Source organism: Nonomuraea candida, assembly GCF_000725485.1.
In the GTDB taxonomy this organism is placed as follows: domain Bacteria; phylum Actinomycetota; class Actinomycetes; order Streptosporangiales; family Streptosporangiaceae; genus Nonomuraea; species Nonomuraea candida.
The window spans coordinates 62,240-83,517 of the sequence record NZ_JOAG01000040.1; the positions used below are offsets into that span (position 1 = coordinate 62,240).

A 21,278-nucleotide genomic window follows, 5' to 3' on the forward strand; every position below is an offset into this window, starting at 1 on the left:
CTCAGGACCAGCGGGCTCAGGACCGGCGGGCTCAGGACCAGGGGGCGAGGTCGGGGCGCTTGGGGAGCAGGCCGTCGCCCGAGGAGACCCCGCGCAGCCGGCGCGACACCCACGGCACCAGGTGCTCGCGCATCCACTGCGCGTCCTCGCGCCGCCGTGCCCGCGGATCGACCGCCCGGGCCGGCCACTCCTTGTGCCAGTCCTCGAACGGCACCCCCAGCACGTCGAGCACGCGGGCGGCCACCAGCCGGTGCCCGTCCTCGTTCATGTGCAGCCGGTCGGGGCTCCACGCCCGCCAGTCGCGCAGTCCCTGCATGGACCACTGGTCGACGATCCGGCAGCCGTAGAGGTCGGCGATGGAGCGCACGTGCAGGTAGAAGACGGCGAAGCGGCCCCGCAGCCGCCGCATCAGCGGCGTGTCGCGCGGGTCCACCCCCGTGAACAGCAGCACGTCGGCCCCGCCGGCCCGCAGCTCGCGCACGGCCAGCGCGAGCTTCTTGGCCATCACGTCCGGATCGCTGCCCGGCCGCAGCAGGTCGTTGCCGCCGGCGCAGAAGCTGACCAGGTCGGGCGCCATCTCGACGGCCAGCGGCACCTGCTCGGCCACGATCTGGTCGAGCAGCTTGCCGCGCACGGCCAGGTTGGCGTAGCGGAAGGCGGGATCGTCGGCGGCGAGCCGTTCGGCCACCCGGTCGGCCCAGCCACGGTAGTGGCCGTCCGGCCCGGGATCGTTCAGTCCTTCCGTGAAGCTGTCACCGAGGGCGACGAAGGACTTGTAGTGCCTCATGAGGGTGTGTTCAACTCCGCGATAGCGTGCAGCGCAAGGACGTATGACTGTAGTCCGAAGCCCGCGATGGTGCCCGTCGCCACCCCGGCCACGACGGAGGTATGGCGAAACTCTTCCCTCGCCGCGGGGTTGGAGATGTGCACCTCGATGAGCGGAGCGGTGCGCTGGGCGACGGCGTCGCGCAGGGCGTAGGAGTAGTGGGTGAAGGCGGCCGGGTTGAGCACGACCGGGATGCGGCCGTCGCACGCCTCGTGGATCCAGCCGATCAGCTCGGCCTCGGAGTCGGTCTGGCGCACCTCGACCTCGTGGCCGAGCTTCTCGCCGGTGTCGCGGCACAGCCCGACGAGGTCGTCGTACGTCTCCGCCCCGTAGATCGAGGGCTCCCGCTTGCCGAGCCGGCCCAGGTTGGGCCCGTTGAGCACGAGGATCATGCCGAGATCTCCTTGTAGGCGGCTTCGAGCAGCTCTTCGGCGGGGTCTTCGAGGCGGCCGGGCGCGGCCAGGCCGTCGAGCACGACGAAGCGCTGCTTGGCCCCGCGGTTCTTCTTGTCCAGGCGCATGTGGTCGCGCAGCCGGGGCCAGGCGTCGGCGCGGTAGGAGACGGGCAGGCCGACGGCGGTGAGGATGGCCCGGGTGCGGCCGACGAGGTCGGCGCGGCCGGAGAGCCTGGACAGCTCGGCGGCGTAGACCATGCCGATGGCCACGGCCTCGCCGTGGCGGATGCCGTAGTGCTCGTGGCGCTCGATGGCGTGGCCGAGCGTGTGGCCGTAGTTGAGGATCTCGCGCACGCCGGACTCGCGCAGGTCGGCGCCCACGACGTCGGCCTTCACCTGGATCTTGCGCTCGATCAGCTCGCGGGTGTGGGGCCCGTCGGGGCGGGTGGCGGCCTCGGGGTCGGCCTCGATGAGCCGGAGGATCTCGGGGTCGGCGATGAAGCCGCCCTTGATGATCTCGGCCAGGCCGGCGACGTAGTCGGCCCTGGGCATGCTCGCCAGCGTGGACAGCTCGCACAACACGCCGGCGGGCGGCAGGAAGGTGCCCACGAGGTTCTTGCCCTCGGGCGTGTCGATGCCGTTCTTGCCGCCGACGGCCGCGTCGACCATGGCCAGCAGCGTCGTGGGCACGAGCACCACCTGCACGCCGCGCAGCCAGGTGCCGGCCACGAACCCGGCCAGGTCGGTCGTCGCGCCGCCGCCCACGCCGACCACGGCGTCGGAGCGGGTGACGCCGTGGCGGCCGAGCCCGGACCAGAGCCCGGCGGCCACCTCGACGGTCTTGGCCCGCTCGCCGTCGGGCACGGTCAGCTCGGCCACCTCGTAGCCGGCCTCGGACAGCGCCGCGCACACCGGCCGGGAGATCTCGGGCAGGGTCTCGGGGCGGATGACCGCGACGGTGCGCACGCCGGGCTTGAGCAGCGTGGGCAGCTCGGGCAGCACGCCGGTGCCGACCACCACGTCGTAGGGGCTGTCACCGCGTACGTGGATCCGCGGCGCGCTCATGCCCGAGCCTCCGTCACTCGCCGGAATCCCGCCCGCCGGACCTGCGTCACCCCGCGGCCCCGTGTCGCGCTCATGCCGGCAGCCCTCTCACGATCTCGTCGGCGAGCTCCTCGGGCTCGCGCTGGTCGGTCACCACGGTCGCCACGGCCAGCCGCTCGTAGACCGGGCGCCGCTCCTCCATGAGCTTCTTGAGCTGGCTGCGCGGGTTGAGCACCAGCAGCGGCCGGGCCGAGCCGAGCCCGACCCGCTGCACCGCGTCGGCGAGCCCGACCTGCAGGTAGACGACGTGGTGGCCCTGGAGCAGGGCCTGCGTCTCCTCGTGCAGCACGGCGCCGCCGCCCAGGGACAGGACGCCGTCGTGCTCGGCCAGCGCGCGCCGCACGGCCTCGTGCTCCAGCTCGCGGAAGCGGGCCTCGCCGTCCTCGATGAAGATGTCGGACACGGCCTTGCCCGCCACGGCCTCCACATCGGAGTCGGTGTCGCGGAACCCGACGCCGAGCCGCTCGGCGAGCAGCCGCCCGAGCGTGGTCTTGCCGGAGCCGGGCGGCCCGATGAGGACGGCCTTCGCTGTCATTTGATCACCATGGAAGAGAGGTAGCCGGACAGGTTGCGGGCGACTTCCTCCACGGAGTCGCCGCCGAACTTCTCGATCGCCGCGTCGGCCAGGACCAGCGCGACCATCGCCTCGGCCACGACGCCGGCGGCGGGCACGGCGCACACGTCGGAGCGCTCGTGGTGGGCCTTGGCGGCCTCGCCGGTCTTGACGTCGATCGTGGCCAGCGCCCTGGGCACCGTGGAGATGGGCTTCATCGCGGCGCTGACCCGCAGGATCTCGCCGTTCGTCATGCCGCCTTCGAGGCCGCCCGCGCGGTTGGTGACGCGGCGCACGCCCTCGGCGGTGGTGTATTCGATCTCGTCGTGGGCGCGCGAGCCGGGCCTGCGCGCGGTCTCGAAGCCGTCGCCGACCGCGACGCCCTTGATCGCCTGGATGCCCATGAGCGCGCCGGCCAGCCGGGAGTCGAGCCGGCGGTCCCAGTGGGTGTAGCTGCCCAGGCCGGGCGGCAGGTTGTAGGCGAGGACCTCGACGACGCCGCCGAGCGTGTCGCCGTCCTTGTGGGCCTTGTCGATCACGGCGACCATGGCGGCGCTGCCCTCGGCGTCGGAGCAGCGCACCGGGTCGTCGTCGATCCTGGCCAGGTCGCCGGGGCCGGGCAGCACCTCGGACGGGGTGCGCGCGCCGCCGATCTCGGTCACGTGGCTGACGATGTCGACGCCGAGCGCCTGCTTCAGGAAGCGCCTGGCCACCTCGCCGAGCGCCACCCGCGCGGCGGTCTCGCGGGCGCTGGCCCGGTCGAGCACGTTGCGGGCGTCGTCGAAGCCGTATTTCTGCATGCCCGCCAGGTCGGCGTGGCCGGGGCGGGGCCGGGACCTCGGCGCGTTGCGGGCCAGGCCCTCCAGCTCGGCCGGGTCGACCGGGTCGGCCGCCATGACCTTCTCCCACTTGGGCCACTCGGTGTTGCCCACGCGGACGGCGACCGGGCTGCCCATCGTGCGCCCGTGGCGGACGCCGCCGACGATCGTCACCTGGTCCTGCTCGAACTTCATCCGGGCTCCGCGCCCGTAGCCGAGCCTGCGGCGGCGCAGCGCCTCGTCGATGGCGGCCGTGGTCACCTCCACCCCGGCCGGCAGGCCTTCGAGGATGGCGACGAGTTCGGGGCCGTGGGACTCTCCGGCGGTCAACCAGCGCAACATGCGTACAAGTCTTCCATGTGCGGCCCAGTGAGATGTCCCGCGCTCACGATACGAGACTCAGGGAAGGAGACAGAGCGCGGGCAGCGTGCCGAGCAGCATGAAGGTGCCGAAGGGGAACTCGGTGTGCCGGTCGCCGCGGCCGGTCAGCAGCAGGGCGAGGGCGTACAGCGCGCCGAGGAGCTGCCCGCAGAAGGCGGCCGTGAGCAGGGCCTGCCAGCCCAGCGCGCCGGTGGCCAGGCCGATGAGCCCGGCCAGCTTGACGTCGCCGAGTCCCATGGCGGCGGGTCTGATCAGCCAGAGCAGGCCGTACACCGCGGTCAGCGCCGCCGCGCCGGCCAGCGCCCTGGGCAGCTCTCCGGTGGGCAGCAGCGCCAACGCCGTGATCGGGTACGCCGGCAGCGTGATCGCGTCGGGCAGCGTGCTGGTGCGCCAGTCGACGGCGGCCAGCGCGACGGCGATCACGGCGAAGCACACGTACGGCGGCCCCGCGCGCCAGGCGACCAGCCCGGCCACGGCGGCCGCGGCCAGTTCGAGCCCCGGCGGCCACAAGCGGTCGGGGACGAGGGCGGGGGCGTCGTCGTAGGAGCGGGCCAGGGCCCTGATGCGCCCGCCGCAGACCAGGCCGACGAGCGCCGCGAGTGCGACCACGCCGCCGACCCTAGCCGCGCCTGCCACCCGGCCGGGCCCGAGTGCGCCGAGCCGGTATGGACGCGCGCGCGTCGCCCGGCCGGTACGAGCACGCGACGCGCGCACGTCGCCCGGCCGGTACGAGCACGCGCGTATCGCCCGACCGTGGCCCCGTGCACGCAGCCGGCATGGACGTGTCCGTATATATGCGTCGATCGGAGGCGGGGTATCCGGTGGCGGAGGCGGCTATTGCGCTCGCGGCGATGATCACCGAGACTTCCCGCGTGGACAGGGACCGGTTCGTCAGGATCGCGGTGGTCATCGCTACGTTCGTCCTGGCCCCTGTGCTGCTGGAGATGCTCGCCTGGTACATCGAGGGCGAGGACTACAACGTCTCGCGCGCCGTCACCGTCCTGACCGTGGTGGCCGCGCTCGCGCTGATCGCCCTCGGCGTCGGCCGGGTGCGCGGCAGGCTGCCGGTCATGCTGGTCACGGCCATGACCGTGGCCGCGGCGGGCGGGCTGGTGCTGGGGTTCGTGGCCGGCTTCGGGCCCGTGCTGTGGGATCTCGGCGTGTCCGGCGAGCTGGTCGGCCTGTCGATGATCGGCATCGCCGCGTTCACCGCGTTGACCGGCGTCTACCTGCTGATCCTCTACCGCCGCGGCCTGTACGTCCCGCATCTGGAGACCACCGCCGGCCCGTCCCCGACCACCACCAAGCGCAAGGTGATCGGCGAGTCCGAGATTATCTGGAGTCGTGATATCTCTCGGGCTTCTGACCTGCGGTCCTTCGTTGCGGAGGGAGTCCGGGAGGCAGCCGGGACCGCCTCGAGAGGTGATGCGATCCAGTTCGTGGTCGTTATCAGATCGTTGCTGAGGCTGGTGCGATCTGAGCGGCTATGCGTTGTTCCAGGCATCGCCGATGCAGGCGGCCTCGAAGGCCCACCAGCCCTCGTCCTGGCCGTGGGTCAGCAGTGATTTGATCTCGGACAGGCTGTCGCCAGAGGGGATATTGAGCGCGACCAGCGGAAAGTCGGCGCTGTAGGCTTCGCCGCCGATCCCGAACGGGGCGAGCCGTTCATGGACAGCCGCAGCGCTGCGCCCCAGTGGTCCGCTGGGGATCGGCAAGACCCGAATGGTGTTGCCGCCAGACCATGTCACTCGCTCGGTAGCCCAATGAAGCCCGTCCGTGCCGGTGATGAACCGCACGATGTCGCCTTGGGCGACGCCGTCGACGAGGAACGGCACGTTTTCGATGCGCGCGGTGTCGCTCGTGACGGGTGCGGCCCAGAGTCCCTCGGTGTCGTAAGGGAGCCAGCCCTCGCGGGGTGCGAACCGGAACCAGAGCTTGATGCGTTCTCCCGCGGCCTGGTCGTCTCCGGCGGGGGTGGGTGACGTCATGGCAGCAATGATCTCGTGCTTCTCGTCCGGTCCGATGGCCGACCCCGTTGAGCTGGTGTTCTCCTCTGTGATTCAGCGTTGCGCGCGTAGTTCGCCGAGCGCGGCCGTGAGCTGCTCTCGAAGTTCCCTGTTCTCCGCCGCGAGCGCCCTGACCCGCTCCTGCGCTGCTTGGAGCCTGCTGCGCAGCGAGGCGTCCGACGCTCGCTGGCGCACGGGCACCTGGACGGGGCTGCTCGCCGTGCTGGTGTGCAGCCGTTCGATCTCGGCCCGCAGGTCGGTTTGGCCGTATAGCCAGGATCGAGAGACGCCCGCTTCGCGAGCAACCGTCTCGATTGTGATCGGCCGGCCTGTGGCGTCGAGGCGGCGCAGCGCCCGCACCGCCTTGTCTCGGGTGGCCTGGCTGCGTTTCCTGGCTGCGGCGATGAGGTGTGCGGAGTTGTCAGCCCGCATCGGCCACCGGTCGGTGATCGGTGGCGGCCGCGGGCTCCGAGCAGGAGTCGGAGGCAGATCTGGCGACGTCCTGGTCGGCTTCCAGCGCGGTGATGATGCGGTCCAGGCTGCCCAGCACCTGCTGGTTCATCTCGACTACGCGGGTGTGCCCGGCGTCCTTGGCGGTTTCGATGAGGGTCAGGGTGCGCTGGCGCTGCTTGTGGTGCTCCGGCAGGAACTCCGGCGTGGTGATGAAAACCGGGCAGGTCAGGCACGCGTTGGCGTGCGGGCAGGTCTGTTTGAGCGGCAGCCCGCAGTAGCCGTTGGGCAGTGCCTGTTTGGCCCGGGCCATCTGGTCTTTGAGCCAGCTCGCCTCGGCCAGCGGCCCGGCCGGATCGAGTTCGACGGCGGTGCCGGTGATGTCGACCTTGCGGGCTTGCTCCCAGTGCCGGCGCACCGTCTCATCACGCAGGCGGGCGTAGTGGGCGGTCATGGTGTGGGACTGGTGGTCGAGCAGGCGTCGCACCACCTCCTGCGGGACGTCGAGGTTGAGCAGGCGGGTGGCGAAGGTGTGACGCCACTGATGCGGGGTCAGGTGGACCGGGCGGCCGTGCTCGTCCCGGACGTCGCAGGTGATCAGCCACGCGGCCAGATGCTTGCGATAGGTGCTGACCGGCATGGGCCAGCGCCCGTCGGGGTTGGCCTTCCAGCGGGGCAGCAACACCTGCGGCTCGGGCCAGCGCCGCAGCATGCGCTGCTGCTGCGCGGCGATCTGCGCGGCCAGATCGTCATCGATGGGCACCAGCCCTTCGCGTTTCATCTTGTGATTGCGGTAGCGCAGGTAAGGGGCGCCTCGTGAGTCGCGGACGATGCAGTGGAAGGGCAGCTTCTGGGCGTCCCCGATGCGCAGCCCGGTCCGGATGAGGATGAGAGTGAACAGGTGTAGCACCGGGTCGGTCAGCCGCTCCAGGTTCTCGGAACGTTCGATTTGCGCCATCACCGCATCGGGCAGCGCCCGCGGTGGGGCCTCAGGCAGCTTGGGATAGTCCTCGGGATGGATGACGGCCTCGGCCGGCAGGGAAGCGTCCCAGCGGTGACGGCGAACGTCCATCAGCAGCCGGCTCAGCGCGCCGATGGACTGGCGACGCGACCGGAGAGAGGCGCCCGTCGTGGCGGTGTGGGCGATGAAGCGTTCCAGCACCTCCCGATCAAGGCGGGCCAGCGTGTCGACCTTGCCGGTCGTGGCGACGAAGGCGGCGAACCGACTCAGATGTGTCACCGATCGGGAGACGTGAACCGGGCTGACATCGGTGGACAGCTTCCACCGGGCCCAACGCTTGATCAGCTCACGCAGCCACGGTTGCGGGATGGTGTCGAATCGGATCCGGCGCGATTGAGCCCGGACACCAACCCGGTGCAGATCCCACACGTCGCGCCCGTACTCGGCATCCCACCCCAGCCCGTGAGCCAGATCGTCGACCTTGCGGCGAGCGAAGCGCAGAAAGCCGAGCGGGATGGCGTTAGCGTTGCCGTGCCTACGGGGGGTGAAGGCGTGGAACTTCTCGTCCCAGACGTGCTGAGGCCATTGCAGCAAGGAGTGCGCGCCGCTGGCCGCGGCCAGTCGCATGATCAGCTCCAGGTCGAAGGGCTTGGCCCGGCCGCGGCGTTCGTCGACACGGCACTGCACCGCGTATTGCAACTCGAGCTTCAGCTGCGGCGGCAGCGGGCGGAAATCGATGCGGGCATCTCCGCGCGTCTTGCAGTAATGGACGAAGGCTTCAAGGTCGTTCTGGCCGGTGCGTTTGACCCATTTGCTCCATCGGGTGCGGTGTGAAGCGCACAGCCCGCTGCGTGATCCTGCCCATAGCTCACAGTCCGATATCGCGCAGATCGGCCGGTCGGTGGCTGATACCACGGCTGTGGCGATCCACGCGTCGAGGTCCGGCTCGCCGGCGCGCTTCCATGCCCGGTCGTGGCCGTGACACAGGCCCTGGTTCTTGCGCCCGTACTTGCATCCGGCCACCAGGCAGTGGGCCAGGGGCCCGCGGCCCAGAACGTGGGGCGTGGTCTCGGACAGGAACGTCGTGAGGTCGGGGCGGCCCAGCTGATCCCAGCGCTGGACGTGGCCGGTGCACATCCCCTTGTTGCGACACAGCCGCCCGCAGCCCGGCACCAGACAGGGCGGAGTCCCCAAGATCGCGTCGTCAGTGTCCGGAATCAGCACGTCGACACGGAACTGCGGGCGCACCGCACCTACCAGCTTCTCCAGCAGACCGGCCTGCGTCGGCTGCCTCCGCGGTGCCGTCCCCTCCCCCTCCGTGCTCACCAATTCACCTGCCGCTCCGGCAGCCACCCGGCGGCCTCCAGCGCCCGGCGGGCGTCCTCGATCGTGAGGTGGCCGTAAATTTCCAGCGTTGTGGTGATCGACGCGTGACCGAGCAGAGCGGCCACCGACTCGATCGGCGTCCGACGTCGCAGCAACTCGGTGGCGTAGGTGTGGCGAAACCAATGCGGGTCGAAATGCACGCCGCTGGCGCGCCGGGTCCGCTCCACCAGATCGTGGGCGGTGTCGTAGCTGAGCGGCCGACCGATCGTGCCTCCCCAGAGGTTGACGAAGACGTAATCGCTGTCGAGGTCGCCGTACTCGAGCTCCAGGTAGTCGGCATACAAGCGCATCAACTGGGCGCTGACCGGGATCGTGCGCCGCTTGGCCGACTTGGTGCGCGCTCCGTTGTCGTTGACGCGCGGCATCACCGTCACTGTCCGGCCGGCTACCGACACGTCCTCGTGGCGCAGTCCGAGCGCCTCGCCGATGCGCACCCCGGCGTCATGCAAGACGGCGAACAGCAGCCGGTCCCGTCGCCGGGTGCACGCGTCCAGGACGGCTTGGGCCTCATCGGCCGTCAGGACTCGCGGAACCGGTTTGGGCGCCCGGAGTGCGACGGTCCGCCGCCGCTGCAGTTGGTCCTTGGCGATGTGCTGCAGGAAAGGCTTCCACGCGGTGCGCGACCCCGCGTACGGCCGCCAGGTGATCAACAGCTCGCCCAGGTCGAGACCATGCCGGGCGTGAAACTCGTAAAACGAGCTCAGCGCCGACAATTTCCGGTTCACGCTGCTGTTGCTGCAATGCTCGCCCGCTGACGGCAAGGCCAGCACCCCACCTGCCCGCGCGGCGGGAGGCAGCCTCAACCAACCGATGAAGCCGCCGATGTCCTCCAACCGGACCTCACGCCAGTCAATACCGCGTCCGATCAGGTACCCGAACCAGTCCTTCAGATCATGGGCGTAGCTCTTGACCGTGTTCGGCGACCGCTCCGCCGAACTCAGATAGGCCAGCCACCGCTCGACCGGCTCCACCGGCAGATGGTCGGCACCGAGCAGCGTCCACGACTCCACGATCGCGCCGGGCGGCCGAACCCGTTGTACACGCATCGTCCCTCCCTGTAACTGCCTTATGGACAGCGCAAGATAACCGATCCACAAGGAGCGCGGCAGGCGTTTCAGGCCACGTCAGATACGTCGCGGACGACGCTTCACGGACTCCAGATAACGGAGATCCTGATCCGCACCCTGCCCGAGATGAGCCACGCCCTGGAGAAGGCCCTCGGGAGCTGCGTGTCGGTGATCGACCAGGACGACCTGCACTTCGTGGCCTTCTTCGGCCCGCAGGGCTGCGCCTTCTACACCGACGTGCTCGACGACGCCGACCTGCGGCACTTCTTCCACGAGACCACCCCCGAGGCGCGCAGACTCACCTACCTGCGGCTGGGCAGCCAGCTCCACTGGCTCGGCGGGCGCCTGGACACCCACCTGCGCGCGATGGAGGGCGGCACGGTGATCAGGACCGTGCTGGACGTCGAGCGCGGCGCGCTGTTCCACTACTGGGTCGACCACGGGCAGTACCTCATCGGCGTCACCCTCGACCAGCGCAAGGTCGGCGTGGCCGACGACAAGATGGCGCGGCTGGTCGACCTGATCCGCGGCCACTTCACGCTGCCGCCGATCAACCAGCGGGCCCGCCCCGAGGCGGGCGGGAACGTCCGCCCGATCAGGAAGGACGACGCCTGGCCCGAATCGGGCTCCTGACCGGCGCCGGTCCCCGGGGCGTGGTCAGCGTCCTCTGGAGAACCAGCGGCGGCGTTTCGCGGCGGCCGGGGGCGGGGCGGTCTCAATCCTGGCCACCGTCACCTCGCCCGTCCCGGCCAGGTCGCCGACCGTGCCGGACTCGACGGCCGCGAGGGCGGCCAGCACCTCTCCCTCGATGACGAACTGCACCGGCCCCGCCACGTCCACCACGACCGCCGCCGCCCGCTCCTGCACGGCGGCCCGGCAGACCTGCAGGGTGGTGGCCTGGATGGGCCGGGCGTCGGGCCGCCACCTGACCAGCGACTCGGTGCCGGTGAACGCCAGCACCGCCTCCCTGCCGTCCTGCCCGACGAGCTTGGGCAGGGCCATCTCGCTCTCCTTCTCCTGCCGCACCCCGTGCGCGCCCACCTCGGACTCGGTGAGCAGCGCGACGACGGGGACGAGCAGGCGGGCGCCGCCGAGCGCGTTCAGCACCTCGGCGGGGCCGGCCGTGCCCGCCTGATAGGCGGCCAGCGCGGCGGCGACGGCGGGCGCGACACCGCCGTCGTCGTGGGGATCGAGGGGTTGCGGGATGCTCGGCACGACGTCCGAGACTACCCGCGCCGGCCACCGCCCCGCCCACCGGCTCCGACCGGCAGGTCATCAGCCCCGATCGTCAGCCCCGATCGTCAGCCCAGCCCGTCAGCCCAGGTCGACGATGGCCGCCACCGGACCGCCGCCCGAAGGCCCCTGGTGGACGGCCGCCACCGAGACGAAGACCGCCGGGTCGCCCGTGACCGAGGCCGCCACCCCGCCCACCGCCGCCTTGATCTGGCGGTGCCAGTGCACGTCGGAGTCGTCCAGCATGATGTTGCGCCGCCCGCGCACCCGCCCCGACGGGTCCGCCTCGCACTTCATGAAGACGTTCACCAGCCGCCCGCCGAGGTCCGACGGGTGCGGCCGGCCGGGCAGGGGCAGGCCGGCGTCCCTGATGGCCTCCCAGATGCCGTCGGCGTCGAGGGCGTCCTTCATGACGCTGTGGCCGATGCGGTAACGGCCGCCGATCCCGCGTACGTTGCCCACCAGCACGATCTGCGCCCGGTCCAGCTCGACCCCCGACGAGCACGAGGCCACCGACGAGTACAGCGACAGGTCCTTGTGGATCTGCTCCGCCGACGGCATCTCGATCTCGCCGAGCGCGACGGCGATGCCGAGCGCGGTGGTGGAGTTGGACAGGTCCATGGAGGGGCCGGTCTCCTCGATGGCGGTGTCCCGGCCGCGGCTCTTGGCGTCGGTGATGGTGGCCAGGGTGAGCAGCGGCGTCTTGGTCTGTACGTAGTGCACGTCACGCGGGTCGTCGATGCCGGCGATCTTCATGGCCTCCCGCACCCCGGCGGCGACCTTCTCGACCATGGCCGGGCGGCCGATGTCCTCGGGCAGGATGACCTCGCTCATCGCGACCCCGACCGACAGCCGCGGCTCCTCCGAGGCGGGGGCGTCGGCCGTGGTGGCGAAGACGGTGGCGTGCGGGCTGAGGATGCCGTCGGTGCCGCCCGACCACACGAGCGGCACGCTGCCGGGGGCCGGATGGCCGTGCTCGGCCAGCACCTCGCGGAAGGCGCGGTCGGCGAGGATGCGGGTGTAGTCGTTCACGCCGCCGTTGCCCTCGGTCTTGCCGATGACGGCCAGCACCCGGTGCGCCTCGATCACGCCGTCGGCGATGAGCCGGGACAGCCCGGAGGCGTCGGTGACGCTCTCGATCGGCACCTTGCGCACTTCGATCGGGTCCGGCATGCGTGAAGCCCTTTCTCCCGGCGGCGGTTCCCACGCCGGCCGGGCCGGCCGGCGGGGTTCATGGTCAATGTGTGCCCATGTACCCCGCCGGTGATGTCAACGTCGTACGCCATAGGGTCGGGCCCGTGATTCGCGATGCGCACGTCAACGGGATCAAGCTCGTCTACCGGGAGGAAGGCCACCCCTCCGCTCCCCCGCTGCTGCTGCTCCACGGCCGCTGCGCCGACCACAACGACTGGAACGGCATCACCCAGCACTTCGCGGCCCGCCACCGCGTGTTCGCCCTGGACCTGCGCGGTCATGGGGCCAGCGACCGGCCGGGTGAATACCCGCTGCCGGAGATGGCCGAGGACGTCGCCGCGCTCCTCGACCACCTGGGCCTCGGGCCGGCCGTCGTGATCGGGCACTCGCTCGGCGGCGTCGTCTCCTACCTTCTGGCCATGAGCCATCCGGACCGCGTCGGGGGGCTCGTGCTGGAGGACCCGCCGCCGGCGCGCCCGCTGACCGGCCGGCCGCCGATCGTGGAGGACGGCTCCACCAGGTTCGACTGGCGGATGGTGCACGACACCGAGCGGCAGATGGTCGACCCGGATCCGGCCTGGGCCGCGGGGCTCGGCCGGATCACGGCGCCCACGCTGGTGCTGTCGGGCACCCGCAGCCCGTTCGAGCCGGATGTGGCGGCGCGGATCCCGGGGGCGAGGCTGGTCAGGATCGAGGCCGGGCACCTGGTGCACATGGACGCCCGCAAGGAGTTCCTGCACGCCGTGGACACCTTCCTCGCCGCCCCCGCCCCCTGACACCCCGCCCTCTGACGCCCCGCCCCCTGACACCCCGCCCTTGACTCCCCCGGCCCCTGGTCCCCGATCCCGTTGTCCGGCTCGCCTGGCTCCGGCCTGCGGTGTCGGGTTCGCGTGGCCCGGGTAGGGGCGGGGTGACATGCACGTACACCAGCGCCTGACCAGGCTGAGACTGATGGCGCCCTCGATCGCGCAGTGCGCCGTCGGCGCGGCGCTCGCCTGGCTGGTGGCCAAGGAGGTGCTCGGCCACCCGAGCCCGTTCTTCGCGCCGATCGCGGTGGTGGTGTGCGTCGGCGTCGGGCTCGGGCAGCGGCTGCGGCGGGCGGTCGAGCTGGTCGTCGGGGTCAGTCTCGGCGTCGGCGTGGGCGACCTGCTGGTGTCGTGGATCGGCTCGGGCGTCTGGCAGATCGCGCTCGTGGTGGCGCTGGCCATGGCGGTCGCGGTGCTGCTCGACAGCGGCTCGCTGATCGTGCTCCAGGCGGGCTCCTCGGCCGTGCTGGTCGCCACGCTGCTGCCCCCGACGGGCCTGGGCGGCCTCAACCGCATGATCGACGCCCTGGTCGGCGGCCTGATGGGGCTGACCGCCATCGCCCTGTTGCCCGCGAGCCCGTCAGGGCTGGCCAAGCGGCACGCGATGGGCATGTTCGGCGCGCTGGCCGACGCGCTGCGGCAGGTCGCGGAGGCGATCGAGCGGAACGACGCGGCCCTGGCCACCCGGGCGCTGGAGGCGGCGCGGGGCTCGCACACGAGCGTGGAGGAGTTCAAGCAGGCGCTGGAGACCAGCCGCGAGATCGCCACCATCTCGCCGCTGCACCGCCACCGCCGCCCCAGACTGGAGGGGTACGAGAAGGCCGCCGTGCCGCTCGACCACGCCCTGCGCAACGCCAGGGTGCTGGCCAGGCGGGCCATCGTGGCGCTCGACGGCTCCAGCACGCTGCCGCCCTGGCTGCCGTACGCGCTGCGCGACCTGGCGGAGGCGGCCCTGCTGCTGCGCGACGAGCTGGCCGCCGGCCGGCCTCCCGAGCGGTCGGGGCTTGCCGTCCTGTCGGTGGCCTCCCGGCAGGTGCCGGGGCGGTGGGGGTTCTCGGCGGACGTGATGATCGCCCAGCTCCGCTCGATCATCGTGGACCTGCTCCAGGCGACGGGCACCGAACGCGAGGAGGCCGTCGCCGCCCTCCCGCCCCTGGACGTCCCGCCTCCGCCCGGCATGCCCCCCGACGCACCGCCCGGCGGGCCGTCCGGCTCCGGGGATGAGGGTGACAGGACACCTGACGAAAAGGACTTAGCTGGGGCAAATGTGACCTTAATGTCACAAAGATCCGCCAAGGTGGAAAGGTGCTAACCAGGCTCAGCGATCTCGTGAAGGAACGGCTGGGCACGTTCGGCCTGATGGCGCCCTCCATCGCGCAGTGCGCGGTCGGCGCGGCCCTGGCCTGGACCATCGCCATCGAACTGCTCGGCCACCCCCGCCCCTTCTTCGCGCCCATCTCCGTGCTGATCTGCGTCGGCGTCGGCCTCGGGCAGCGGCTGCGGCGGGTGGTCGAGCTGGTCGTCGGCGTCAGCCTGGGGGTCGGCGTGGGCGACCTGCTGGTGTCGCAGATCGGCTCCGGCGCCTGGCAGATCGCGCTCGTGGTGGGCCTGGCCATGGCGGTGGCCGTGCTGCTCAACAGCGGCGCGCTGTTCGTCGCGCAGGCCGGCTCCTCGGCCGTGCTGGTCGCCACGCTCGTGCCCGGCGAGGGGGCCGGCGGGCTGGACCGGATGGCCGACGCCCTCACGGGCGGCGTCATCGGGATCGCCGCGGTGGCGTTGCTGCCGGCCAGCCCGTTCCTGATCGCGGCCAAGCACCTGTCCGGAGTGCTCGACGCGCTGTCCACGGTGCTGGAACGGGCGGCCGAGGCGATCGAGAAGCGGGACGCGGACCTGGCGGCCGAGGCGCTGGAGGAGGCGCGTACGACGCAGGCGGCCGTGGAGGAGTTCGGGGCGGCGCTGGAGACCAGCAAGGAGATCACCATGATCTCCCCCCTGCACTGGCACCGGCGCTCCCGCCTGGCCCGCTACGAGACCGCCGCCGTGCCGGTGGACCTGGCGCTGCGCAACGTCCGCGTGCTGAGCCGGCGCACGCTGGCCGCCCTCGGCGAGTCGAGCCCTCCCCCGGCGGCGCTGGCGGAGGCGATGCGCGAGGTCTCGGAGGCGGCGCTGCTGCTGCAACTGGAGCTGGGGGCGGGCCGCGAGCCGACCCTGGCGCGGCAGGCGCTGCTGGCGGTGGCCGCCAGGGAACGCCCGGAGGGTCTCGGCTTCTCGGCGCACGTCATCATCGCGCAACTGCGCTCGGTGGTGGTGGACCTGCTGCAGGCGACGGGAATGGAGCACGAGGAGGCCACGGCCGCGCTGACCCCCCTGGACGAGACCACCTCACAGGGCACGTGACGGCCCCTGCAGGAACGTACGCACCACGTCGCCGGCCTCGTCCGGCTCGGCGCGTCACCACGGCGAAGAGGTCGTCTCCGCTCGCCCCGCGTCGTACGCGGGCTGGATGGTCCGTGAGCCTGGGTGTGTTTCTCCTAGGAGGTGCTCACCACTGCCTACAGGGCGCCGGCCTCGGGAGACTTGGTGGTGCCGTCGCCGTCAGGGGCGGCACGACCAAGGAGGTTCGTGACATGTTCTCGAAAGTGCTGCTCACCCTCGGGCTCGTCACCACGCTGGCCGCCTGCGCGGACGGCCGCGGGCCCGCCGCCGGCCAGGCCCAGGCGGCGCGGGGAGCGGCGAGCGCCGGGCCGCACCCGTACGTCGGCATGTGGGTCACCGCCGACGGCCGCATCCGGCAGGAGCTGCTGCCCGACGGCCGGTACGAGGAGGCGCGCGACGGCCGCGAGCGCGCCTACACGGGCCGCTACACGGTAACCGGCAGCCACATCGACTACGTCGACGACACGGGCTTCACCGCCACCGGGGACGTCCGCGGCGGCGTGCTCTACCACGAGCACCTCGTCCTCTACCGGGAACAACGCTGACCGCCGCGACACCCACGCCGGACCCGGCCACCCTGAAGCGGCCGGAGGCGGGCCGGCGGCGGGGTGGGGGTGCAGCGCCGCCGGCCCCGGAGGATCAGCGGCGAGCCGGGCCGGGCTCGGTGACGCTGAACCGGGCCGTGGCGCCAGTGGCGGCCACCCGGGGGAACCCGGCCTTCTCCAGCACCGGGCCCCCTCAGGAGGACAGGCGCTTCAGCCGGGTGACGGCCTCGTCGATGACCTCGTCCTTCTTGCAGAAGGCGAACCGCACGAAGTGCCGGCCCCGCTCGGCGTGGTCGTAGAACACCTGCGTCGGGATGGCCACCACCCCGGCCAGCTCGGGCAGGCGCCGCGTCAGCTCCAGCCCGTCGGAGAAGCCCAGCGGCCGGATGTCGGTCTGCACGAAGTACGTCCCCGACGGCCGCAGCACCTCGAACCCGGCCGCCGTCAGCCCCTCCATCAGGCGGTCGCGCTTGTCCTGGAGCCCGGCCCCGAGCGCGGCCACCCACTCCATCTCGTGCCGCAGCCCGTACGCCACCGCGAGCTGCCACGGCGCGCTCGCCGTGAACGTGAGGAACTGCTTGACCGTCTGCACCGCCGTCACCAGCGGCGCGGGGGCGCACACCCAGCCGGTCTTCCAGCCGGTGACCGAGAACGTCTTGCCCGCCGAGGAGATCATGACCGTGCGCTCGCGCATCCCGGGCAGCGTGGCCAGCGGCACGTGCTCGACCCCGTCGAAGGTCAGGTGCTCGTACACCTCGTCGGTGACGGCGGTCAGCCCGTGCTCGCGGCAGAGCTCGGCGATGACGGTCAGCTCGTCGCGGGTGAAGACCGTCCCGGTCGGGTTGTGCGGGGAGTTGACCAGGATGGCCCGGGTGCGCGGCGTGACGGCGGCGCGCAGCTCGTCGGGGTCGAAGGTGAACCGGCCCTCGACCGGCCGCAGCGTGACCGCGACCAGGCGGGCCTGGGCCAGGGCGATCGAGGCGGCGTAGGAGTCGTAGTACGGCTCGAAGGCGATCACCTCGTCGCCGGGCTCGCACAGCGCGAGCACGGCGGCGGCCACGGCCTCGGTGGCGCCGACCGTGACCAGGATCTCGCCCACCGGGTCGTAGGAGAGCCCGTAGTGCGCGGCGCGGTGCTCCGAGACCGCCTGCCGCAGCTCCAGCACGCCGGGGCCCGGCGGGTACTGGTTGGCGCCCGCGCCGATCGCCTGCACGGCACGGTCCAGCATCGCGGCCGGCCCGTCGGTGTCGGGGAAGCCCTGCCCGAGGTTGATCGACCCGGTCTGCACGGCGAGCGCGCTCATCTCCGCGAAAATCGTCGTGCCGAAGATGCGCATCCTGGTAACGAGTGGTTCGGTCACGGGTCCACACTATTAGTCTCGTCCCGTGATCCTTCGGGTCGTGCTCGCCCTCGCCCTGTCCGCGCCGCCGGTCATGACGCCGTCCCGGGCCTCCGCGGGCTTCTGTCCCGCCCCCGTGCCCGCCCGCACGACCTGCGGTCTCCTCCGCGTCCCCGAGCGCAGGGACGCCCCGGGCAGGTGGATCGAGGTCGGGTACGCCGTGCGCGTCTCGCGCTCCCCCGCCCGCCGCCCCGACCCGGTCGTGGTCATGGGCGGCGGGCCGGGAGCGCCGTCGCTGCCGCTGCTGGGCCTGCTGAGCCGGATGTTCCCCGACCGCGACGTGATCACGGTCGAGCCGCGCGGCGGCAGGCACTCCCGGCCGGTGCTGGCCTGCCCCGAGACCGCGCAGGCGCTGCTGTCCCGGCTGCGGCGCGCCCCCGCCGGCGGGGGCGAGGCCGCCGAGGTGGCCGAGGTGGCCGAGGTGGCCGAGGTGGCCGAGGTGGCCGCCGCCGCGCGCCGCTGCCGGGAGCGGCTCGGCGAGCAGGGCATCGACCTGCGGGGATACCGCACGAAGGAGATCGCGGCCGACGTGGTCGCGCTGCGCAGGCAGCTCGGATACACGTCGTGGAACCTGATCGGCGTCGGCTTCTCGGCGAGGGTGATGACGGCGGTGGCCGCGGCTGATCCCGAGGGGGTGCGTTCCGTGGTGCTCGACTCCCCTCTGCCCGCGCGGGCCGCCGAGAACGCCGACGCCGGGCTGGCCGGCGTCCTGGCGCGGCTGGGCCTGCGGGAGCGGTTCGCGGCGGTACGGGCCGCGCTGAACGCCGCGCCCGCCCGGGTGGCGGCGACGGACCCGCTGCTGGGCAGGTCGTTCACGGCCCGGCTGAGCGGGGACGACCTGGCCGCGATCCTGGCCGAGGCGCTGCGCCGCCCGGGCGCGGCCCAGGCGGCGCCGGCCCTGGTGTCCGCACTGGCCGAGCAGCACGCCGAGCAGCACGCCGGACCGCCGGCGCCGCCCGCGCAGGCGGCGGACGGCTACGGGCCCGGGCAGGCGGCGGGTGGCGGGTCCGCGGGCGCGGCGGGTGGCGGGTCCGCGGGCGCGGCGGGTGGGGAGGCTCCGGCAGCGGCCGGGTACGTGCCTGCGGGGCCGATCCGGCCGCCGGCGTGGCACGGGCCGGAGGAGCTGCTGCGGCGGTTGGCCGAGGCCGTGGGCAAGGGGCCCGACGAGCTGCTGCGGCCCCTGGTGGACGCGGCGGGCGGAGAGCTGGCGGGGCGCGAGTACGGGCTGTATCACGCGCTGCGGTGCCAGGACGAGACCCCGTTCACCACCAAATCACGACTTTTCACGGTAAATGCGGATCAAGCGGTGTGTGAGGCGTGGCGGCTGCCCAGGTCCGAGCCGGTCGGCGCCACCACCGAGGCCCCCGTCTACGTGCTCGCCGGACAGTACGACCCCGCGACGCCCTCCAGGACCGCCAGGCAGGCGGCCGAAGCCCTGCCCGCCGGGCGCTTCCAGGAGTTCCCCGGCCTGTCCCACGCGCTCCTGGCGGCCGACGGCTGCGCCCGCCGCCGGATCACCGCCTTCGTCCGCGACCCGGCCCGCGCCACCGCCTTCGTCCGCGACCCGGCTCGCGCCACCACCCGCCACCCGGCCCGCACCCCGGCCCCCGCCACCGCGGGTCCCGAGCTGCGGTTCGGGCTGCACGCCACCGGCGCGCCGTACCAGATCCTCAGGAGGCCGTGGCTGGCCGCGCCGTTCGCGCTGTTCGCGCTCGCCTGCCTGCTCCAGCTCGTCACGGCCGCGCTGCGGGGCAGGTCGGCGGCGGCCTTCGGGGGCCTGGCGGGCGTGGCGTTCAGCGGGCTCGTCGCCCAGTCCGTCTGGACGCTGGCGGGCGGGAACGCGACCGCCCTGGCCGTCGGCCTGCCCGACCCGGTCCTGCTGTACTCGACGCTCGCGGTGGCCTCCGCCGTGCTGACCGCCGCGGCGATGACGTACGACCGCAGATGGCCACAAACCGCGGCAACCGTCATCGGCGCCGGATTCCTCGTATGGTGGTTCATCTGGGTCCTGTGACGCGCATCCGTGAGCTCGACGCCCTACGCGGTTTCGCGGTGGGCGGCATCATGCTGGTCAACACCTGGCAGCACACCGTCAAGACGCAGCCCGCGCCGCTCGACTGGACGGTCGAGGCGCTGTTCCAGAGCCGCTTCTACCCGATCTTCTCGATGCTGTTCGGCATCAGCTTCCTGCTGTTCCTGCGCGGCAACAGCCGCTGGGCGCTGCTGCGCAGGTTGTTCTGGCTGTTCTGCTTCGGGCTGATCCAGCACACGTTCTACGAGGGCGAGGTGCTGACCGACTACGCCTTCTGGGGGGCCGTGCTGCTGTTGCCGGCCTCGTTCCTGCCCGGCGGGGCGCCGGCGCTGGTGCTCGGCGTGGCGGGCGTGGCGTGGGCGCTGGTGTGGATGGGCGGCGGGGCGTGGCTGATCCCCGGGCTGTTCCTGGTCGGCATGGGGCTGTGGCGGCTGCGGCCGCCGAAGGCGCTGCTGCTGCCGGGGTTCGCGGTCACCGCCCTGGCCACGGTGCTGCTCACCGCCGCCTGGGGCGAGACCCGCGACTGGATCGTCTACAGCGTGGCGGCGCTGGCGGGCGCGGCGGCGTACTCGCTGGGGCTGCTGCTGATCCTGCGCGCGCCGCCGGCGCCGGTCCTGTCGGCGGTGCTGGAGCCGCTGGGCAAGCTGGCGCTGACCAACTACGTCTCCGGCACCGTCGTGATCGTGCTGGCCCTGCCGCTGCTGAACGCCGACCCCACCCGCTGGTCGGTGGTGGCGCTGGCGGGGGCCACGGTGCTCGCGCAGGTCCTGTTCGCGCGGTGGTGGCTGGCCCGCCACAAGTACGGCCCGCTGGAATGGGTGTGGCGTTGCCTGACCTGGTTCCGGATGGTGCCCAACAGGCTAGAGTCGGGCCGTGACCAGAATCGCCCTCTGCCAGATCCCGGTGTCACCTGATCCCTCCACGAACCTCAAGAGGGCCAGAGAGGCTCTCGCCGCGGCCGAAGGGGCCGACCTGGCGATCTTCCCGGAGGCCACGCTCACCCGTTACGGGCGGCGCATCACGGGCCTGGCCGAGCCGCTCGACGGGCCGTTCGTGTCCGGGCTCGCCGAGTCGGCCCGCACCCACGGCCTGGCGGTGATCGCGGGCGTGTTCGAGCCCGGCGAGGCCGCGGGCGGCACGGGGCTGGTGTGCAACACGGCGGTGGCCATCGACGCCCGGGGCGCGCTGCGGGCCGCGTACCGGAAGATCCACCTGTTCGACTCGTTCGGCGCGAAGGAGTCCGACCTGGTCGCGCCCGGCTCGGAGCCGGTCGTGGTCGAGCTGGCCGGCGTCAAGGTGGGCCTGATCACCTGCTACGACGTCCGCTTCCCCGAGCTGGCCAGGGCGCTGGTCGACCGGGGGGCCGAGCTGTTCGCGGTGATCGCCGCCTGGGGGTCGGGGCCGCTCAAGGAGGACCACTGGGTGACGCTGGTGCGGGCGCGGGCGCTGGAGAACACCATGTGGACCGCGGCCGTCGGCCAGGCGCCCAACCCGGCCGAGTCGTCCGACGGCTTCGGGGTGGGCCGCAGCATGCTGGTCGACCCGCTGGGCGTGGTCCGCGCCGACCTCGGCACCGGCCCCGGCGTGCGGGTCGTGGAGGTGGACCACGACTACACCTCCGACGCCAGGGCGACGCTGCCGTGCCTCGAACATCGCGTTCTGTGATGACGAGGCGGTCCACCCGGGG

General features: G+C 72.4%; 22 protein-coding genes. 9 read left to right on the plus strand and 13 right to left on the minus strand.

What is annotated here, in order from left to right; all coding sequences use genetic code 11:
- Nucleotides 1-31: 31 nt before the first annotated feature.
- From IO39_RS32825 to IO39_RS32850, 6 genes are all read right to left on the minus strand, one after another.
- Nucleotides 32-787 carry an SGNH/GDSL hydrolase family protein gene (locus tag IO39_RS32825; protein WP_043631257.1) on the minus strand — a complete coding sequence of 252 codons (756 nt, stop codon included), beginning with the start codon at nt 785-787 and terminating at the stop codon, nt 32-34.
- The gene (gene aroQ / locus IO39_RS32830; RefSeq protein ID WP_043631259.1) at nt 784-1,218 is read right to left on the minus strand and encodes a type II 3-dehydroquinate dehydratase; all 435 of its coding nucleotides are present in this window, start codon (nt 1,216-1,218) and stop codon (nt 784-786) included. The genes IO39_RS32825 and aroQ overlap by 4 nt, the downstream gene beginning before the upstream one ends.
- On the minus strand, nt 1,215-2,285 hold the full coding sequence (gene aroB, locus IO39_RS32835) for a 3-dehydroquinate synthase (RefSeq protein ID WP_043631261.1): 1,071 nt from the start codon (nt 2,283-2,285) through the stop codon (nt 1,215-1,217). Before aroB ends, aroQ begins: the two co-directional genes overlap by 4 nt.
- A gap of 70 nt (nt 2,286-2,355) precedes the next feature.
- A complete protein-coding gene (locus IO39_RS32840) occupies nt 2,356-2,859 on the minus strand; it encodes a shikimate kinase (RefSeq protein ID WP_043631265.1) in 504 nt (167 codons plus the stop codon).
- On the minus strand, nt 2,856-4,037 hold the full coding sequence (gene aroC, locus IO39_RS32845) for a chorismate synthase (RefSeq protein WP_043631268.1): 1,182 nt from the start codon (nt 4,035-4,037) through the stop codon (nt 2,856-2,858). Before aroC ends, IO39_RS32840 begins: the two co-directional genes overlap by 4 nt.
- A 57-nt stretch (nt 4,038-4,094) precedes the next feature.
- Nucleotides 4,095-4,685, minus strand: coding sequence for a prepilin peptidase (locus IO39_RS32850; RefSeq protein WP_052423654.1), 591 nt, complete (start codon nt 4,683-4,685; stop codon nt 4,095-4,097).
- 167 nt (nt 4,686-4,852) lie between these two features.
- Between IO39_RS32850 and IO39_RS32855 the strand changes: the two genes are divergently transcribed.
- On the plus strand, nt 4,853-5,641 hold the full coding sequence (locus IO39_RS32855; protein WP_157549191.1) for a hypothetical protein: 789 nt from the start codon (nt 4,853-4,855) through the stop codon (nt 5,639-5,641).
- Here the strand turns inward: IO39_RS32855 and IO39_RS32860 are convergent.
- From IO39_RS32860 to IO39_RS32875, 4 genes are all read right to left on the minus strand, one after another.
- Nucleotides 5,561-6,064 (minus strand): DUF4265 domain-containing protein, encoded by a 504-nt coding sequence (locus tag IO39_RS32860; RefSeq protein WP_043631274.1) that lies wholly within the window; start codon nt 6,062-6,064, stop codon nt 5,561-5,563. The two genes, IO39_RS32855 and IO39_RS32860, sit on opposite strands and share 81 nt — an antisense overlap.
- A 72-nt stretch (nt 6,065-6,136) precedes the next feature.
- Nucleotides 6,137-6,514 carry a DUF6262 family protein gene (locus tag IO39_RS32865; protein ID WP_043631277.1) on the minus strand — a complete coding sequence of 126 codons (378 nt, stop codon included), beginning with the start codon at nt 6,512-6,514 and terminating at the stop codon, nt 6,137-6,139.
- Nucleotides 6,504-8,819 (minus strand): tyrosine-type recombinase/integrase, encoded by a 2,316-nt coding sequence (locus IO39_RS32870; RefSeq protein WP_052423655.1) that lies wholly within the window; start codon nt 8,817-8,819, stop codon nt 6,504-6,506. The genes IO39_RS32865 and IO39_RS32870 overlap by 11 nt, the downstream gene beginning before the upstream one ends.
- Complete coding sequence (locus tag IO39_RS32875) at nt 8,816-9,925, minus strand: site-specific integrase (RefSeq protein WP_043631281.1); 1,110 nt, start codon at nt 9,923-9,925, stop codon at nt 8,816-8,818. Before IO39_RS32875 ends, IO39_RS32870 begins: the two co-directional genes overlap by 4 nt.
- Nucleotides 9,926-10,072: 147 nt before the next feature.
- On the opposite strand from IO39_RS32875, the gene IO39_RS32880 reads away from it, so the two are divergent.
- Nucleotides 10,073-10,579 (plus strand): hypothetical protein, encoded by a 507-nt coding sequence (locus IO39_RS32880; protein ID WP_043631285.1) that lies wholly within the window; start codon nt 10,073-10,075, stop codon nt 10,577-10,579.
- A 24-nt stretch (nt 10,580-10,603) separates the two neighbouring features.
- Here IO39_RS32880 and IO39_RS32885 read toward each other — a convergent pair whose 3' ends face one another.
- A complete protein-coding gene (locus IO39_RS32885; RefSeq protein ID WP_043631288.1) occupies nt 10,604-11,161 on the minus strand; it encodes an SseB family protein in 558 nt (185 codons plus the stop codon).
- A 99-nt stretch (nt 11,162-11,260) separates the two neighbouring features.
- The gene (bar, locus tag IO39_RS32890; RefSeq protein WP_043631292.1) at nt 11,261-12,352 is read right to left on the minus strand and encodes a barbiturase; all 1,092 of its coding nucleotides are present in this window, start codon (nt 12,350-12,352) and stop codon (nt 11,261-11,263) included.
- Nucleotides 12,353-12,477: 125 nt separating this feature from the next.
- Between bar and IO39_RS32895 the strand changes: the two genes are divergently transcribed.
- The 4 genes from IO39_RS32895 to IO39_RS58155 all read left to right on the plus strand — a co-directional run bounded on the left by IO39_RS32895 (nt 12,478) and on the right by IO39_RS58155 (nt 16,160).
- The gene (locus IO39_RS32895) at nt 12,478-13,149 is read left to right on the plus strand and encodes an alpha/beta fold hydrolase (protein WP_043631297.1); all 672 of its coding nucleotides are present in this window, start codon (nt 12,478-12,480) and stop codon (nt 13,147-13,149) included.
- Nucleotides 13,150-13,288: 139 nt separating this feature from the next.
- Nucleotides 13,289-14,491, plus strand: a complete 1,203-nt coding sequence (locus IO39_RS32900; protein ID WP_063765385.1) for an FUSC family protein — start codon at nt 13,289-13,291, stop codon at nt 14,489-14,491.
- Complete coding sequence (locus IO39_RS32905) at nt 14,485-15,576, plus strand: FUSC family protein (protein ID WP_084773883.1); 1,092 nt, start codon at nt 14,485-14,487, stop codon at nt 15,574-15,576. The genes IO39_RS32900 and IO39_RS32905 overlap by 7 nt, the downstream gene beginning before the upstream one ends.
- A gap of 230 nt (nt 15,577-15,806) precedes the next feature.
- On the plus strand, nt 15,807-16,160 hold the full coding sequence (locus tag IO39_RS58155; protein WP_084773885.1) for an Atu4866 domain-containing protein: 354 nt from the start codon (nt 15,807-15,809) through the stop codon (nt 16,158-16,160).
- A gap of 193 nt (nt 16,161-16,353) precedes the next feature.
- Here IO39_RS58155 and IO39_RS32915 read toward each other — a convergent pair whose 3' ends face one another.
- Nucleotides 16,354-17,520, minus strand: a complete 1,167-nt coding sequence (locus tag IO39_RS32915) for a pyridoxal phosphate-dependent aminotransferase (RefSeq protein ID WP_084773887.1) — start codon at nt 17,518-17,520, stop codon at nt 16,354-16,356.
- A gap of 25 nt (nt 17,521-17,545) precedes the next feature.
- On the opposite strand from IO39_RS32915, the gene IO39_RS32920 reads away from it, so the two are divergent.
- The 3 genes from IO39_RS32920 to IO39_RS32930 are packed head-to-tail and all read left to right on the plus strand — an operon-like array spanning nt 17,546 to nt 21,256.
- Nucleotides 17,546-19,573 (plus strand): alpha/beta fold hydrolase, encoded by a 2,028-nt coding sequence (locus IO39_RS32920; RefSeq protein ID WP_157549193.1) that lies wholly within the window; start codon nt 17,546-17,548, stop codon nt 19,571-19,573.
- On the plus strand, nt 19,570-20,505 hold the full coding sequence (locus tag IO39_RS32925) for a DUF418 domain-containing protein (RefSeq protein WP_052423656.1): 936 nt from the start codon (nt 19,570-19,572) through the stop codon (nt 20,503-20,505). The genes IO39_RS32920 and IO39_RS32925 overlap by 4 nt, the downstream gene beginning before the upstream one ends.
- Entirely contained in the window at nt 20,465-21,256 is a 792-nt protein-coding gene (locus tag IO39_RS32930) for a carbon-nitrogen hydrolase family protein (protein WP_043631308.1), read from the plus strand. Before IO39_RS32925 ends, IO39_RS32930 begins: the two co-directional genes overlap by 41 nt.
- Nucleotides 21,257-21,278: the final 22 nt, after the last annotated feature.

Bases quoted from the DNA above. Each gene is read 5' to 3' on its own strand.
- IO39_RS32825 (WP_043631257.1), bottom strand. From the start codon at position 787: ATGAGGCACTACAAGTCCTTCGTCGCCCTCGGTGACAGCTTCACGGAA.
- aroQ (WP_043631259.1), bottom strand. From the start codon at position 1,218: ATGATCCTCGTGCTCAACGGGCCCAACCTGGGCCGGCTCGGCAAGCGG.
- aroB (WP_043631261.1), bottom strand. From the start codon at position 2,285: ATGAGCGCGCCGCGGATCCACGTACGCGGTGACAGCCCCTACGACGTG.
- IO39_RS32840 (WP_043631265.1), bottom strand. From the start codon at position 2,859: ATGACAGCGAAGGCCGTCCTCATCGGGCCGCCCGGCTCCGGCAAGACC.
- aroC (WP_043631268.1), bottom strand. From the start codon at position 4,037: ATGTTGCGCTGGTTGACCGCCGGAGAGTCCCACGGCCCCGAACTCGTC.
- IO39_RS32855 (WP_157549191.1), top strand. From the start codon at position 4,853: ATGGACGTGTCCGTATATATGCGTCGATCGGAGGCGGGGTATCCGGTG.
- IO39_RS32860 (WP_043631274.1), bottom strand. From the start codon at position 6,064: ATGACGTCACCCACCCCCGCCGGAGACGACCAGGCCGCGGGAGAACGC.
- IO39_RS32865 (WP_043631277.1), bottom strand. From the start codon at position 6,514: ATGCGGGCTGACAACTCCGCACACCTCATCGCCGCAGCCAGGAAACGC.
- IO39_RS32875 (WP_043631281.1), bottom strand. From the start codon at position 9,925: ATGCGTGTACAACGGGTTCGGCCGCCCGGCGCGATCGTGGAGTCGTGG.
- IO39_RS32880 (WP_043631285.1), top strand. From the start codon at position 10,073: ATGAGCCACGCCCTGGAGAAGGCCCTCGGGAGCTGCGTGTCGGTGATC.
- bar (WP_043631292.1), bottom strand. From the start codon at position 12,352: ATGCCGGACCCGATCGAAGTGCGCAAGGTGCCGATCGAGAGCGTCACC.
- IO39_RS32900 (WP_063765385.1), top strand. From the start codon at position 13,289: ATGCACGTACACCAGCGCCTGACCAGGCTGAGACTGATGGCGCCCTCG.
- IO39_RS58155 (WP_084773885.1), top strand. From the start codon at position 15,807: ATGTTCTCGAAAGTGCTGCTCACCCTCGGGCTCGTCACCACGCTGGCC.